Genomic DNA, 14835 nt, shown 5'->3' with positions numbered 1-14835 from the left:
GCCGAATGGCTGGTCAAGTCGCGACCGGAAGTCTAAAAGCTCTTGGACACGGATCAACGCAGATGAACACGGATAAAAAGCTTTCAATACTTTATTCGCTTTTTTTGTGTTGATCCGTGTCTAAAGCTTTTGATTGTTCTTCCGGTCGCGACTTGACCAGCCATTCGGCTGTTGAAAGCCGTCGTTCCCACAAGGATAGATCCAGATAGGTGCAGGAAAGCTACACCCTGCGCTTCACACAGACTTCAAACTCGGCTCAAACCGCCACCACATGGCACCGGCAAGCTTCGCCTCGTATTCAACCGGGGCGAAATCCATGAAGTCATTACGTTTGTTGTTGCGTTTCCTCACCATCGGCGGCCTGGTGCTGCTGTTGCTGATTCCCTTGATGATGATCCGGGGCACTATCAATGACCGCGAACGCTATCGGGCGCAAGCGGTGGAACGAGTATCCCAAAGCATGGCAGGCCCGCAGCAATTGGTGGGGCCGCTGCGTGTCGTGCCATGGAAGGCGACGCGCAAAGTCAATGTAACCAATGCCAGCGGCCAGCCTGAAGTGCGTGATGAAGTAACCGAAGGCTATATCTATCAGACACCCAAGCGTCTGAGCATTGAGGGAGGGCTCAAGCCTGACAAGCGCAGGATAGGACTGTACGACGTGCGCGTGTTCCAGTTGAAGGCGAACGTCAAAGCCGATTTTGATGAACTGCCCATCACCGAAGTCTCCGACCGCATCTACGGTGAGCCTTACGTTGTCCTGGGCGTTGCCGATGTGCGCGGTTTCGTCGGTACGCCCACATTGAAAATAGATGGAAGACCGTTGGCATTGGAGTCGGGTACGGGCGTGATGGCCGACCGGATGGCAGGTATGCACGCAATTCTGCCGAAGAGCGAGCTTGCGTTGCCTTCAAGCCGGCTGGAGATGGACTTGACGCTGGCCGGTACGCAATCCCTGGGCATCGCGCCGCTGGGCGACAGTAACCATATTTCGCTGCATTCGGCTTGGCCGCATCCCTTGTTCGGGGGGCGTTTCCTGCCCAACGATCGCAAGATTGGCGCGGACGGTTTCAGCGCCAGTTGGGAAATATCATCGCTGGCCAGTGCTGCACAAAGTCAGTTGGCCACAAGTAGCGGCAAGCTGACCCGTCGCGATTCCAGCGCCTACGCTCAAACGATTTCGTCGTCCGATGAAGGCAGCAGCAGCGGCGCTCTGGACAGCGTCGACATCAGCTTGGTGGATCCTGTCGATGTGTATACCCAGGCCGACCGCGCCAGCAAGTACGGCATCCTGTTCGTGGTGCTGACGTTCGTCGGCTTCGCGTTGTTCGAGCTCATAAAGCGACTGCCGATCCACCCACTGCAGTATCTGCTGGTGGGACTGGCGTTAGCGATCTTCTTCCTGCTGCTGCTCAGCCTGTCCGAGCACATCGACTTCTGGAAGGCTTACCTGATCTCGGCGGTCGCCTGTATCGGCCTGCAGTTCGTCTATCTATCCGGCGTATTGAAGAGCTGGCTGCGCGCGGCGGGCTTCGCCACCATGCTCACCGCTTTGTACGGCGTGCTCTACGGCTTGCTGGTTTCGGAAGACAACGCGTTGCTGATGGGTTCGTTGATGCTGTTCGGCATCCTGGCGGTGATCATGTGGGTAACTCGCAAGATCGACTGGTATGACCTGAGTGCTTCATTGCGCTGAGTGGCACGAAGCGTGAATAGTGCGATGCTCGACCTCTTCACCTTGCACCGGCGCGCAATCAAAGTGCTGCCGCCGGCCATCCAGACGTCCGAGGTAGTCGCGGAGGACGACCCCCGCAGTCTGTCGAAGCTGCTGTTCCCGTTGCGTCGCAGATCCAGCGGTGCGGTGGTCTATCGGCTGACCGAAGAAGCCGTGTCGGCAATGGCGAATGATCCGTTGGTTTATCTCAAGGATGCGGTCCAGGCCAGGGAAGGCCTCAGCCGCCGGTGCGCTCCATTTGCGTACCGCGACTGGCGAAAAGCGTGGCTACCCGCCGGATGGGCAAGCGCCTGGATGCCGAAGGTCGCGGCGCCGATCCCCGGTGCCGTGGAGGCTTATTTCACCGCGAAGACCGACGGAAAGGCGTTGTTGGTCGTGGTTCCCACGCAACGCCTTGCGTTCTATATCTGGTGCGATTGAACGGGCAGGTGCGTGCCGCATCGGCACGCACCGCAACCTCGCCCCGGCCGATGGCGTGCGGTAGAGTTCAAGGATGAATTCTCCGCACACTATCGGCCTTTTTCGCGGGCCGGATATCCTGCCGTATCTCAAAGACGTGGCGCGTCTACGCGCGGAGGTGTTCCGCGATTGGCCGTATCTGTACCAAGGCGATGAAGGTTCCGAGCGGGAGTATTTGGCTCCGTACGCCAACTCGGCCGACAGCCTGTTCGTCCTTGCCACGGTGGGTGATCGCGTGATCGGCGCTTCCACCGCATTGCCGTTGATCGACGATACCGAAGCGTTCCAGAAGCCTTTCGCGCATGCGGGTATTGCTGCGGAGGAAGTGTTCTATTTCGGCGAATCGGTGCTGCTACCGCAATACCATGGCCGCGGAATCGGTCACGCGTTCTTCGATCATCGCGAAGCGCATGCGCGCGCCTTGGGACGATTCCGCTGGACCGCCTTCTGCGCGGTGGATCGCGATGAAGCGGATCCTCGCCGTCCGGCTGATTACCGTTCCAATCACGATTTCTGGCACAAACGCGGCTACGCGCGTCGCGAGGGTATGACCATGCAGTTGCCTTGGGCCGAGATAGGGCAGGGCGAGATAGTTCACCGGTTGACGTTCTGGTTGCGGCCGTTGGAGGCGAAGCCATGAAAATTGCGGTGGCGAAGTATCCGGTGAGCGCGCCTGCGACGTTCGTTGATTTCGCGGAGAAGCAAGCTCGCCTGCTGGCCGAAGCGGCCGCACAGGACGCCGGTATTGCGGTATTGCCTGAGTATTTGTCGCTGGAGCTGGGCGCGACCTTCGAGGTTTCCGTACGCGGTGATCTGTTGGCCTCGCTGGCCGCGACCCAGGCTTATCACGCCGACTGGTTGGCTCTGTTCTCGCGATTGGCCCGCGGAACCCGGATGCATGTGGTCGCCGGGACCTTCCTGCTGGCGACGGCGCACGGGCGCTATCGCAATCGTAGCTATTGGTTCACGCCGTCTGGTGCGCATGGGTGGCAGGACAAGCTGCAACTGACCGGCTTTGAAAAATCCACTGCAGTGATCGAAGGCGGCGATGAGTTGAACGTCTTCGAAGCCGGCAACGTCCGCACCGGAATTGCGGTGTGCTACGACGGCGAATTTCCGTTGCCGGTGCGTGCGCAGTACGAAGCAGGCGCGCGGTTGCTGCTGGTGCCAAGCTGCACGGATACGGAAGCCGGCGCCACCCGCGTGCGCGTCGGCTGCCTGGCGCGCGCGCTGGAAAACCGGATGTTCGTTGCCCAGTCGGTCACCGCCGGAGAGGCGCCCTGGAGTCCGGCGCTGGACGTCAATACCGGCGAAGCGGCGATCTTCGCGCCGATGGATGCGGGCTTTCCCGCTGAAGGCGTGCTGGCGCAGACGCAAGGCGACCAGGTGTGGGCCATCGCCGATCTCGACTTCGGCGCGCTGGAGGCAAGCCGCGTCAATGCGCAGGTGGCGAATGATCGTGATTGGATGGGGCAGCTGGCGCCGGCGATAGCGCGTGCGCGGGTGAAACCGCTGTAAAGGACGTTGTAGAGATTTTTTTCACTGTGGGAGCGACGTAAGTCGCGACCGTAGATTCCGGTCGCGACTTACGTCGCTCCCACAAGGAAAGATTCCCTGGTAATCAGCTATGCAAACAAGCTGACACCCGGCACCAGCCACAGCGAGATACCGGCCAGCGCTGAGCCGATACCCGTGGCAGCCAACACATCGCTCGGATAGTGCAAACCCAGCACGACGCGCGATATCGCCACGCAGGCGGCGAAGGGGATTAATATCGCCGCCAGCACCGGATAATGCGCCAGCGCGACGATGGTGAAGGCAACGGCATGCAGCGTGTGCCCGGAAGGAAAGCTGAACTCGTCCAGCGGTGCGATCCAGGCGCGGATGCGCACGTCCGAGGCGAATGGGCGCGGACGCTTGGTCCAGCGCTTCAGTAGCTTGTACAACGTCAACGCGATGACACCTGTCGCGGCCAGATGTGCGGAAGCGGCCAGGCCGTCCATGCCATCGGCGACGATCAATGCACCCATCAACACGTACCAGAACACACCGTCGCCCAAGCGGCTGACGATGGAAAAGAATCGGCGCAGGCCGCTCCATTCGCCCCAGCGATTGGCGCGCAGGCACCAACCTCTGTCTTGACCTGACATGTTCTGGCCCAGCATGTTTCGGCTCGATAGAGCGTTACGCGGCGGCAGCGGATGCATGGCTTCTCCTCTGGACGAGTTCCATCAGCAGGTCGTCAAAATCGGCTGCCACCTGTTCCGGGCGTAGCGACTGCATGGCGTCGCTGGCGGCCAGGCCCATGGAGCGGCGCAAGGCAGGCGCACCGGCAAGATTGACGGCGGCATGGATGAAATCCTCGTCGTTCTCGACGGCGGCGCCATGCACGGCATCGTGCAGGTGTTCCTTGGCCGCGCCGTAGTTGAACGCCACCGTCGGCACACCGCTGGCCATCGCTTCCAGCGTCACGTTGCCGAAGGTTTCGCTGTGGCTGGGAAACAGGAACAGATCGCCACTGGCGAAGTGACGGGCCAGCGCTTCACCGCGCTGCACACCGCAGAACACGAAATCCGGGTTCTCCCGTGCCAGCTTTTCCCGCATCGGGCCATCGCCTACCCAAACGAAACGTGCGGTGGGGTGGCGAGCCTGTATCTCGCGGAAGCTGCGCACTGCCAGTTCCAGATTCTTCTCCGCGGCAATGCGGCCTACGTAGATGGCGACAAGGCCGTCGTCGCTCATGCCCCAGGCGGTACGCAACGTGCTGTCGCGCTTGCGCGGGCTGAACTGAGTCGTGTCCACCGCGCGAGCCAGGCGCATCACGCGGTGGAAACCGCTTTGCTCCAGGAATTCCGCCAGTTCTCGCGTCGGCACCAGCGTGGCATCGGCACCGTTATGGAACCTGCGCATCCAGCGCAATGCGGTCTGTTGCAGGAACGCTGCGCCATAGTCGCGCATGTATTCGTCGAAGCGGGTGTGGAAGCCCGTTGCCACGGGAATACCCAGCTTCCGCGCCGCTCGCAATGCCGACCAACCCAAGGGACCTTCGGTGGCGACGTAGACGGCATCGGGCGGCGATTGGCTCCAATGCCGTAGCAACTTGCGAGTGGCGGGCAGGCCGAACTTCAATCCCGGATAGCGCGGCAAACTGGCACCGCGTACCAGCAATGCCTCGGCCCCGGCTGCATCGTTGTCCTGACGGGGACGGACCACAGAAACCTCATGCCCGCGGGAACGCAGGCCAGTCTCCAGTCCCTGCACGGTCAAGGCTACGCCGTTGACCTCGGGCGGATACGTTTCGGTAACGATGGTAAACCGCATACGCAACTCCACGTTTTGCGTATGCTGCGACCGCGCCATGAAGCTGTTGTTGCATTTGGATGACGCGCAGATGACACGCGTGGCCAGAACATGCCCAAGTGGGCCGCACCAAGTTGGAACTGGGGCCTACAGTCGCTCCCACGGGATGGCTATGTCGGCACTGCCACCATGACGGGTTGGCAGTCAGCATAGGATCTCAATCAAGGCACGCGATGGCCGCGCGCAGCGGCGAACAATGCGTACCACTGCTCGCGACTCACCTCGATCGTGTCGCCTGCACAGCTGGCGATGAGCCGTTCGGGATGAGTGGTGCCCACGATGGGTTGAATGCCGGCCGGATGCCGCAACAGCCAAGCCAGCAGGATCGCTTCCATTTCAACGCCATGCGTCTGCGCCAGTTGGAGGGCCAACTCGGCGGTGGTGCGTAGCGTTTCATCCATGGATTCCAGCGGCGCCGCCAAACGGCCTGACGCCAGCGGCGACCAGGCTTGCACGAGAATGTCGTGCTGCCGGCAATAATCCAATGTGCCGCTAGCCAAATAAGGTGCGCCGGCCTGGTTGGCCATGAGGCCTTCGTCGATCAGCACGTGATGCAGCAGGCTCAGTTCCACCTGGTTGATGATCAGCGGCTGGCGGACGTGACGTTGTAGCAGCGCGATCTGCGCGCCGGTATGGTTGCTGACGCCGAAGTGACGTACTTTGCCAGCCCCGTGCAATGCGTCGAACGCTTGCGCCACTTCTTCCGGTTGCCCCAGCGGGTCCGGCCGGTGCAACAGCAGGATATCCAGATAGTCGGTGCCCAGGCGCTGCAGGCTGGCTTCCACCGAAGCGACAATGTGGGCATGGCTGAAGTCGTAGCGCTGCGGCGCACCGGGGTCCGGATCGCCGGCCAGGCGGATGCCGCATTTGGATTGCAGCACCATCTGCCCACGCAGGTTGGGACGCTGCCGCAGAACTTCGCCGAACAGGCGCTCCGACTTGCCGCGTGCATAGATATCAGCGTGGTCGAACAGATTGATGCCCTGCGCCAGCGCCGTGTCGATCATGGCGTGGGTGCGCGAGCGTTCCCCGGCGGTCAGTGGTGCTTCGTCCCAGGCACGGCTGAGGTGCATGCACCCGTACCCGATGCGTGAAATTTCCAGTTCGCTACGGGGAATACGGTACGTCTTCATCATGCGATGTAAGGCTTGAACGCCAAGCCCAGTCCCTGCATGTCCTCCGCTTCGCCGATCAGGTCCGAACGCAGCAGCGGCCGTGACTCAAGCCAACGCTTGCCGACGATCAGCTCCAGTTTTTCGCCGTCGGCGCTCAGCTCCAGCTTCGGAATGAACTCGTTGTCGTGGGCGCGGTGCAGCAATACGGCCAGCCTCAACAGTGCCGCCTTGCGTTTGGCGCTGACCAGCAAGCGGTCGGGTATGGATTCAAAGGCATTCTTGGAGATATTGCGGCGATGGGTGCGGACCAGTACAGCCAGTACTTGCTGTTCCTGTCGTGAGAAGCCGGCAATATCCGAGTGCTCCAGCACATAGGCGCCGTGCGCGTGGTATTGGCTGTGGGCAATGGCCAGGCCGGTTTCATGCAGGCGCGCCGCCCAGCCCAGCATGCGCGCGTCGTCGTCTTCCAAGGACCAGGGCTTCGCCACCTGTTCGAACAGGCGCAGCGCCGTGGCTTCGACGCGGGCGGCTTGGATTTCGTCGATGCCGTAGCGATGGATCAGCGCCGCCACCGACAGATCGCGCGGATCGTTTTCGCTGCCGCGGCCCAGCATGTCGTACAGGATGCCTTCGCGCATGGCCGCCTTGCTGACCATCAAACGCTGCAGCCCCAAGGTTTCGAACGCAGCTTCCAGCACCAGGACGCCACCGGCGATGATGGGGCGGCGGTCATTGGAAAGCCCGGGTAGATCGATATCTTCGATGCGCTGCGCTTCCAGCAGGCGGTCGCGCACATGCGGCAGTGCCTCGGCGGTGACCGAGCCTTTGGTCAGCTTCATGGCGGCGCAGATTTCGCCGATGGCCTTGTTGGTACCGGAGGAGCCGATGGCTTCCTGCCAGCCCAGGTTGCGGTAAAGACCGGCGAATTGTTGGAATTCGGCGCCGATCTCGGTCAATGCATCCTTCCAGCGCTTCTTCGACAGTTTGCCGCCGGGAAAGAACCGGCGCGTGCTGGCGATACAGCCGGCCTGCAGGCTTTCGCGTTCCAGCGTTTCCATGCCGCGGCCGATGATGAATTCCGTGGAGCCGCCACCAATGTCCATCACCAGGCGCAGTTGCCCTGGCTTGGGTGGCTGCGCATGTGCCACGCCCAAGTAGATCAAGCGCGCTTCTTCGCGTCCGGAAACGACTTCGATGGGTTTGCCCAATGCAGCTTCGGCGGGAACCAGGAAGCTCTGCGGCGCGGAGAGCTGGCGGACGGTGTTGGTGGCCAGAGCGCGGACGCGCGCGGCGGGAATGTCGCGTATGCGCTGGCCGAAACGGGCCAGGCAGTCCAATGCGCGCTGGCGGGCTTCATCGGAGATGCCGCCTTTGCCATCCAGGCCGTCGGCCATGCGTACGGTTTCCCGTAGCCGGTCGACCACCCGCAATTGCCCCAGGGTGTATCGCGCGACCACCATGTGGAAACTATTGGAGCCCAGGTCTATCGCAGCGATTTGATCGCCGTCCTGCAATGGCGGCGAAGCGGAGGAGGATAGGGGCGGCATGTGAGAAGTTTAGCGGTTGTCGGCCGCGGGCGCTGCTACTCGGTCAATGATTCGGAAGTTGTCTTTTGCAGGGCAATTTTCCGTAGGAGCGGCGTCCCGCCGCGAGCTCTTCGCTTCTATCGCGACCTGACGGAAAAAGCTCGCGGCGGGGCGCCGCTCCGCGCCTCGATAGCTGTTCAGCGTCCGAGACTAGAAGCGCGCCGCGGCGCGTGGGGATGGCGAACCGCCGGGCTATTGTTCTTGGGACACAGGTCGCGACTTATATCGCTCCTACACCTTCGACAACAGCGTTGCCTGCGCAGAATAGGGCGCCTCGCCTTCAGCCGGCACCAGCTTGCGGTATTCGCCGTCCGAAGTGAGCTCCCAGGCGTTCTGATTGTCGGCCAGGTAGTTCTGCAAGCCGTCTTCCAACACCTGTCGCGCCAACTCGCGATTGAGAATGGGGAAGCAAGTCTCGACCCGATGCAGCAGATTGCGTTCCAGCCAGTCGGCGCTGGCGCAGTACAGTTCCGGATTACCGTTGTTGCCAAACCAGTAGATGCGGCTGTGTTCCAGGAACCGCCCGACGATCGAGCGCACACGGATGTTGTCGGAAACGCCGGGAACCCCCGGGCGCAACGTGCATGCACCGCGTACGATCAGATCGATCTGCACACCGGCTTGCGACGCGGCATACAGGGCGCGCATCACGCGAGGTTCGTTCAATGCATTGACCTTGGCGATGATGCGCGCCGGCTTGCCGGCTTGCGCCAGGCTTGCCTCGCGTTCGATCTTCTTGATCAGTCCGGGGTGTAGCGTGAACGGTGATTGCAGCAGGCGCTTGAGCTTGGTGGCCGGCGCAAGCCCGGACAATTGCTGGAACAGCTGGTGTACGTCGTTGCCGATGTCTGGATCAGCGGTGATCAGGCCCAGGTCGGTGTAAACGCGGGCGGTGCCGCTGTGATAGTTGCCGGTCCCCAGGTGCACGTAGCGGCGCAGCTTCTTGCCCTCGCGTCGCACGATGAGCAGCATCTTGGCGTGCGTCTTGTAGCCCACCACGCCGTACACCACCTGCACGCCAGCCTCTTGCAGGCGATCGGCGACGCCCAGGTTGGCGTCTTCGTCGAAACGCGCCCGTAGCTCGACTACCACGGTGACATCCTTGCCATTGCGCGCGGCCAACACCAGCGCCTCGACGATGGCCGAGTCCTTGCCGGTGCGGTAGAGCGTTTGCTTGATCGCCAGCACCTGCGGGTCGATGGCCGCCTGCTTGATCAGTTCCAGCACCGGCGTGAACGCATCGAACGGGTGGTGGAGCAATATGTCGCCTTCGGCGGCTTTCTCGAAAATGGTATCCATGTCGCGCAGGGTGCGCGGAGTGAAGACCGGATATTTCAGTTCCGGTCGCTGTACCAGGTCGTAGACCTGGATGACACGATTGAGGTTGACCGGTCCATCGATGGGATACACCGCATTTTCTGGCAGTTCGAAATTCTGCAGCAGCGTGCGCACGATAGGCTTGGGACAATCGTGCGCGATCTCCAGCCGTACGGCGGGCCGGTAGCCGCGGCCGACCAGCTCGTCGCGCAACGCCAGCGCCAGATTCTCCACTTCTTCTTCGTCCACCACCAGCTCGGAATTCCGGGTGACGCGGAACTGATAGGAGCCTTTGACTTCCATGCCGGGGAACAGATCGTCGACGAATGCCGACAGCACCGACGACAACAGTACGAAATCGTGTTCGCCGCCGGATACCCGCTGCGGCAAATGGATGATGCGCGACAGAGAACGCGGTGCGCGAACGATGGCCAAGTGACCAGCGCGTCCGAACGCATCCTTGCCCTTCAGCACCACCACGATGTTGAGCGATTTGTTGAGGATCTTCGGGAACGGATGTGCCGGGTCCAGCCCCAACGGCGACAGCACCGGCATGATCTCGTTGCGGAAATACGCGCGCAGCCAGCGGGTCTGGCGCGGGCTCCAGCGGCCGCGGCCAAACACACGCACGCCGGCTTCGTTCAATGCCGGCCTCAACACGTCGTTCCAGCATTTGTATTGCGCGTCCACCAGTTCGGCGGCGCGGTCGTGAATCTTGTTCAACACGACGACCGGGCTCATGCCGTCGGCACCCGGCGGCAAGCCGAAGTCCTGCGCGTGGCGCACCGTGGCCGCGCGTATCTCGAAGAATTCGTCCAGGTTGGTGCAGGAGATGCACAGGAAGCGCAGTCGCTCCAGCACCGGCACCTGCGGATCCAGCGCTTGCGCGAGTACCCGGAAATTGAAGTCCAATTGCGACAGCTCGCGGTTGAGATACAGGGATGGGTCGCGCAGGGCGTCGTCGTCGCTCAGGTTGTCCGGCGACGTGTCGATGGCAGCATTCATGCGGTCTGACTGTCCGGCAGGGAAAAGTGGGGTGTATCGTTGCGGGGGTGCACGCGTTGCGGGCCGAAGTGCACCGAGAACGTGCTGCCGTGGCCGACTTCGCTTTCGATTTCCAGTCGCGCCTGGTGCAGATTCAAGACGTGCTTGACGATGGACAGGCCCAAACCCGTGCCGCCGCTTTCGCGTGAGCGGCTGGTGGAGACACGATAAAAGCGTTCGGTAATGCGCGGCAAGTGCGAAGCGGGGATACCATAGCCGGTATCACGTACGCTGAGCGCCGCGCCTTCGCCCTCACGTACGAAGCGCACGGTGATGGTGCCGCCCACCGGGGTGTAGCGCACCGCATTGCTGACCAGGTTTGAGAACGCGCTGTGCAGTTCCTTATTGGAGCCCCAGAGGTCAACGCCCGCTTCGTCCTGCACGACGATGGTGTGGCGCTTGTGGCTGAGCGCCTCGGCTTCGCGCCGCAGGGTCGCGAGCATGGGGGCCATCGCCACGCTTTCGTCCGGCAGGCTGTCTTGCGCTTCCAGTCGCGACAACGTCAACAGATCTTCGACCAGCTGGGTCATTCGTTGCGACTGTTTCTGCATTTCGGCCAGCATCGGCGCCCATTCGGGGAATTCCTCCGGCTCCAGCATGTCGAGATAGCCGTGCACCACTGTCAGTGGAGTGCGCAACTCGTGCGAGACATTGGCGACGAAATCACGGCGCATCTGTTCCAGGCGCAACATCTTGCTGACATCACGCGCGACCAGCAGCCAGTACTGGTCCGAGTAGGGAATCAGCCGCAGGTTGAGGCGCACATTGGGATCGACGGGCGATCCGGCATCCAGCATCGGTTCGGCATTGCGGCCGGCCGCCAGCCAGTGCGACATCGGCAGCGGCTGCATGCGGTCACCGACGGGCGCGCCGATGTCGTTCGGATACTGCAGCCCCAACAGTGAGGTGGCCGCCTTGTTGAACCATTGCACGCGCTGGCTATTGCGATCCACCACCACGACCGCGTCTGGCAGGGCGGCCGCCGCGGCACGATAGGCGCGCAGGATGTCCAGCAGCCGGCGCTTGCGCGCACGCATTTCCGCCTGGCTACGGTGCAGCAGGCGGTCCAGTTCGTTCCAGACACCGGTGCCCTGGACGGGCGCCAGCCGCTCCCGCGCCGTCAGGCGCAGCAACAATTTGCGCAGCCGCCAGTAGTGCCAAGCCACCACGCCCAGCGCCGCAAGCGTCACCACCGGCCAAACGTGACCCAGCAGCAATCCGACGATCACCGCCAAGGTCAGCACCGCGGCGAGTTCGCCAAGCGTCTTCAACCAGGCAGATCGGATGTAATGGGGCATGGATTGGATTGTGGCAGATGTGTGTGACAGGGGATGTGGGGAAGCAAAGCAGTGGCGCTGACGCTGACGCTGACGAGTCCGATAGCCTCCCTTGAAAGCGCTTCTCAACAGCCGAGTGGCGGGTCAAATGGGGGCGGGCGTCCGCGTAGCGCGCGATGGGGGATCTGCTTCTGCTCCAAAGTCAAAAGCAAATCCCCCTTATTGATCCCCCTTTCATGCTTTTAACAGCCGAATGGCGGGTCAAGGGGGAGGTAAACGCTGCAGCTTTCGGCTCTGCGCAACCATCTACACCGACGCTGAGAACCGGTAGCCCGAGCCGCGCACGGTCTGCACCATGTTTTCCAAGCCATGCGGTTCAAGAGTCTTGCGTAGGCGGCGGATGTGCACGTCGACGGTGCGTTCTTCGACGTAGACGCTGCCGCCCCAGACGTGGTCCAGCAGCTGGGTGCGGCTGTAGACGCGTTCCGGATGGGTCATGAAGAAATGCAGCAGGCGGTATTCGGTGGGACCGATCGGCACCGGCGTGTCGCCTGCGAACACGCGGTGAGCCGCGCCGTCGATGCGCAAGGGACCCACGGCAACGCTGCCGTCTTCGTCGTCTTCGCGCGAGCGGCGCATCACCGCCCGGATACGGGCCAGCAATTCCCGCGCCGAGAAGGGTTTGACCACGTAGTCGTCCACGCCGGCTTCCAACCCGCCGACGCGGTCGTTCTCTTCGCCGCGTGCGGTCAGCATGATGATCGGAATGTCGCGCGTCATGGCGTCCTTGCGCCAGCGCCGGGCAAGCTCCAGTCCACTAGTGCCGGGCAGCATCCAGTCCAGCAGGATCAGGTCCGGTACCCGGTCGGCGATTGCGTTCTGCGCCTCGCGGGCATCGCCGGCATGTACCGGTTCGTACTCACCCTTGCGCAGGGCAAAGGCGACCATTTCGCGGATGGCGGGTTCATCGTCAACGATCAGGATGTGCTTCTGCACGAGGATACCGTTGGCTCAGGGGGATTCACGCCAGTAGACGACAATTTTATGACGAATACATGACATGCCGCCGAGCTGTCATGAATGGCTGGTTTCCCGGGCGGGCTTCGGCCAGCGGGCCGGCTGCTGGTTACCGTCTCACGACCCGAGGAAACCAGGAGCTATTCCTGAGCCGACGCAGCATTGTGGCCGCTCAGCGCCGGTTGACGTCGGGGTCGCGGATACCCTGGCGGCGCAGTTCCAGCACTTGCGGGGTGATAACCGCGATGCGCGCATCGACACGTGCCCGGGCGTAATAGTCCAGATCGTCCCGGCGCTTGAGCGTTTGCAGCTGGATCAAAGCCTGTTCCGGCCGACCGTTAAGGAAAGCGGCCTCGGCATAAGCCTCGCCAGCGCGAGCGGTGTCGCCGGCCAGTTCGTTGGCGCGGCCGAACTGCTGCTGGAAGGTGGGATCTTCCGCCGACCGGCCCAGCAGGGGCCGCAACACCGCTTGCGCGCGCTGTCCGGCTTCGCGGCCGCCTTGCTCATTCAGCACCTTGGCGAAGGTCAGCGCGACCGCCCGATTGGTAGGCATCTGCTTCAGCAAAGCGGAGAACCGCTGATTGGCCGCCGCCGTTTTACCGCTGCGGGATTCGGCTTCGCCCATGGCCATTTGCAGCCATAGATTGTCGGGATGCTTGTCCAGCAGCGCAGATAGTTCGGCGTTGGCGGTCTTCAACTCACCACCCTGCAGGTGGGCGATAGCCAGGCCATAGGCTTGCGCATCGGTCAGCTTGCCGGTGTCCCGGCGGATGGTTTCGTATTCGCGTATCGCGGCTACCTGCGTGGGAGCACTAAGCACCCGTAGCCGTTCCCGTGCCCAGTCGAACTGTCCCGTGCCGCCGCGGCTGAAGGATTGCGAGGAAATAGTGACGGCGACCGGCAGCAGCGGATTGTCGCTGAGCATGTCGGGTAGCACGATCGTGTTGGGGTTGTAGGTTTCTACCCGCTTTCCGCCTGGAACCGTGGTGACCAGGGGAATATTGTCCTTGCGCAGCTGCTCGGCCCGTTGCTGAGCCTCGCTGATACGGGTGGTGGTGACCGGGTGGGTCATCAGATAGTCGGGGGTACGGTCACGGTCGCTGCCACGGTTGCTGCGGGTGGCCTGCGCCATTCGCGCGAAAAAGCCGGCCATGGCGTCCACGTCGTAGCCGGCGCGGGCAAGGGTGCGGATGCCCACGCGATCCGCTTCGGATTCGTTGGAACGGGTGTAATCGATCTGGCGCTGCTGCATCAGGCCCATCGCCGAGGCGATGGCGGCTTGCGAGGCATCGCCGCTGGAATTGCCGCCGGCCGCCTGCGCCAGCACGATGGCACCCAGCATGCCGAGCAGGATCGGGATCTGGTCGCGCTGGGCGCGCTCCGCGCCGCGCAGAACGTGCTGCTGCGTGACGTGGGCGATTTCGTGCGACAGCACCGCGGCGACTTCGTCCTCTCGCTGGGCCGTCAATACCAGGCCCGCATTCATCCCGATATAGCCGCCCAGCGTGGCGAAGGCGTTGATCTGACGGTCCTTCATCATGAAGAACGTGAACGGCTGCTGCGGGTTGTCGCTGTCCGCTGCCAGCTGATTGCCCATGGTTTGCAGCCAATCCGTGATCAGCGGGTCTTCCAGCAGATAGCCGTAGTTGCGTAGTTCGCGCAGCAGCATGCCGCCGTATTCCGCCTGCTTGGCTGGCGTCAGCAGTTCGCCCGCTGAGGAACCGATGTCCGGCAGCCGGGAATCCTGGGGCGACGCCAAAGGCGCAGCGACAGCCAGAGTCAATGCGGTGACGAGCAGCAAGGGACGCAAGGGGTAACTCCGTAACAGACGGTTGCTAACAGCATCAATCAGAATGACGCGCGGTTGAGTCTGGGGCGTGAATATGTCGTTAATTGCCAGCCCGTTGGCTGGTGGCCGTTAACCAACG

Annotated in this window: 12 protein-coding genes; 4 read left to right on the top strand and 8 right to left on the bottom strand. The window is 62.4% G+C overall.

The window, feature by feature from the left end; all coding sequences use genetic code 11:
- Nucleotides 1–316 precede the first annotated feature (316 nt).
- From creD to AB6O04_RS02425, 4 genes are all read left to right on the top strand, one after another.
- The gene (gene creD, locus AB6O04_RS02440) at nucleotides 317–1693 is read left to right on the top strand and encodes a cell envelope integrity protein CreD (RefSeq protein ID WP_368562071.1); all 1377 of its coding nucleotides are present in this window, start codon (nucleotides 317–319) and stop codon (nucleotides 1691–1693) included.
- A gap of 24 nt (nucleotides 1694–1717) precedes the next feature.
- Nucleotides 1718–2152 (top strand): hypothetical protein, encoded by a 435-nt coding sequence (locus tag AB6O04_RS02435; protein ID WP_368562070.1) that lies wholly within the window; start codon nucleotides 1718–1720, stop codon nucleotides 2150–2152.
- 73 nt (nucleotides 2153–2225) lie between these two features.
- The gene (locus AB6O04_RS02430; RefSeq protein WP_368562069.1) at nucleotides 2226–2831 is read left to right on the top strand and encodes a GNAT family N-acetyltransferase; all 606 of its coding nucleotides are present in this window, start codon (nucleotides 2226–2228) and stop codon (nucleotides 2829–2831) included.
- A complete protein-coding gene (locus AB6O04_RS02425) occupies nucleotides 2828–3709 on the top strand; it encodes a carbon-nitrogen hydrolase family protein (RefSeq protein ID WP_368562068.1) in 882 nt (293 codons plus the stop codon). Before AB6O04_RS02430 ends, AB6O04_RS02425 begins: the two co-directional genes overlap by 4 nt.
- 107 nt (nucleotides 3710–3816) lie before the next feature.
- Here AB6O04_RS02425 and AB6O04_RS02420 read toward each other — a convergent pair whose 3' ends face one another.
- The 8 genes from AB6O04_RS02420 to AB6O04_RS02385 all read right to left on the bottom strand — a co-directional run bounded on the left by AB6O04_RS02420 (nucleotide 3817) and on the right by AB6O04_RS02385 (nucleotide 14717).
- Nucleotides 3817–4341: a phosphatase PAP2 family protein gene (locus tag AB6O04_RS02420; protein ID WP_368562067.1), complete on the bottom strand. Its 525-nt coding sequence runs from the start codon at nucleotides 4339–4341 to the stop codon at nucleotides 3817–3819.
- Nucleotides 4342–4375: 34 nt separating this feature from the next.
- Complete coding sequence (locus AB6O04_RS02415) at nucleotides 4376–5512, bottom strand: glycosyltransferase family 4 protein (protein ID WP_368562066.1); 1137 nt, start codon at nucleotides 5510–5512, stop codon at nucleotides 4376–4378.
- 200 nt (nucleotides 5513–5712) lie between these two features.
- Nucleotides 5713–6687 (bottom strand): aldo/keto reductase family oxidoreductase, encoded by a 975-nt coding sequence (locus AB6O04_RS02410; protein ID WP_368562065.1) that lies wholly within the window; start codon nucleotides 6685–6687, stop codon nucleotides 5713–5715.
- Entirely contained in the window at nucleotides 6684–8213 is a 1530-nt protein-coding gene (gene ppx, locus AB6O04_RS02405; RefSeq protein WP_368562064.1) for an exopolyphosphatase, read from the bottom strand. The genes AB6O04_RS02410 and ppx overlap by 4 nt, the downstream gene beginning before the upstream one ends.
- 270 nt (nucleotides 8214–8483) lie before the next feature.
- The gene (ppk1, locus tag AB6O04_RS02400; RefSeq protein ID WP_368562063.1) at nucleotides 8484–10574 is read right to left on the bottom strand and encodes a polyphosphate kinase 1; all 2091 of its coding nucleotides are present in this window, start codon (nucleotides 10572–10574) and stop codon (nucleotides 8484–8486) included.
- Complete coding sequence (gene phoR, locus AB6O04_RS02395; protein ID WP_368562062.1) at nucleotides 10571–11911, bottom strand: phosphate regulon sensor histidine kinase PhoR; 1341 nt, start codon at nucleotides 11909–11911, stop codon at nucleotides 10571–10573. Before phoR ends, ppk1 begins: the two co-directional genes overlap by 4 nt.
- Before the next feature lie 285 nt (nucleotides 11912–12196).
- A complete protein-coding gene (gene phoB, locus AB6O04_RS02390; protein WP_368562060.1) occupies nucleotides 12197–12886 on the bottom strand; it encodes a phosphate regulon transcriptional regulator PhoB in 690 nt (229 codons plus the stop codon).
- A gap of 193 nt (nucleotides 12887–13079) precedes the next feature.
- Nucleotides 13080–14717 carry a M48 family metalloprotease gene (locus AB6O04_RS02385; RefSeq protein WP_368562059.1) on the bottom strand — a complete coding sequence of 546 codons (1638 nt, stop codon included), beginning with the start codon at nucleotides 14715–14717 and terminating at the stop codon, nucleotides 13080–13082.
- Between the last annotated feature and the right edge of the window lie 118 nt (nucleotides 14718–14835).

The organism is Pseudoxanthomonas sp. UTMC 1351, assembly GCF_040948865.1.
Lineage (GTDB): Bacteria > Pseudomonadota > Gammaproteobacteria > Xanthomonadales > Xanthomonadaceae > Pseudoxanthomonas_A.
This window is presented reverse-complemented; position numbering and strand designations above follow the sequence as displayed.

Coding starts and splice junctions, on each gene's coding strand:
- AB6O04_RS02410 (WP_368562065.1), bottom strand. CDS start 6,687: ATGATGAAGACGTACCGTATTCCCCGTAGCGAACTGGAAATTTCACGC.
- AB6O04_RS02420 (WP_368562067.1), bottom strand. CDS start 4,341: ATGTCAGGTCAAGACAGAGGTTGGTGCCTGCGCGCCAATCGCTGGGGC.
- ppx (WP_368562064.1), bottom strand. CDS start 8,213: ATGCCGCCCCTATCCTCCTCCGCTTCGCCGCCATTGCAGGACGGCGAT.
- creD (WP_368562071.1), top strand. CDS start 317: ATGAAGTCATTACGTTTGTTGTTGCGTTTCCTCACCATCGGCGGCCTG.
- AB6O04_RS02425 (WP_368562068.1), top strand. CDS start 2,828: ATGAAAATTGCGGTGGCGAAGTATCCGGTGAGCGCGCCTGCGACGTTC.
- ppk1 (WP_368562063.1), bottom strand. CDS start 10,574: ATGAATGCTGCCATCGACACGTCGCCGGACAACCTGAGCGACGACGAC.
- phoR (WP_368562062.1), bottom strand. CDS start 11,911: ATGCCCCATTACATCCGATCTGCCTGGTTGAAGACGCTTGGCGAACTC.
- AB6O04_RS02415 (WP_368562066.1), bottom strand. CDS start 5,512: ATGCGGTTTACCATCGTTACCGAAACGTATCCGCCCGAGGTCAACGGC.
- AB6O04_RS02435 (WP_368562070.1), top strand. CDS start 1,718: ATGCTCGACCTCTTCACCTTGCACCGGCGCGCAATCAAAGTGCTGCCG.
- AB6O04_RS02430 (WP_368562069.1), top strand. CDS start 2,226: ATGAATTCTCCGCACACTATCGGCCTTTTTCGCGGGCCGGATATCCTG.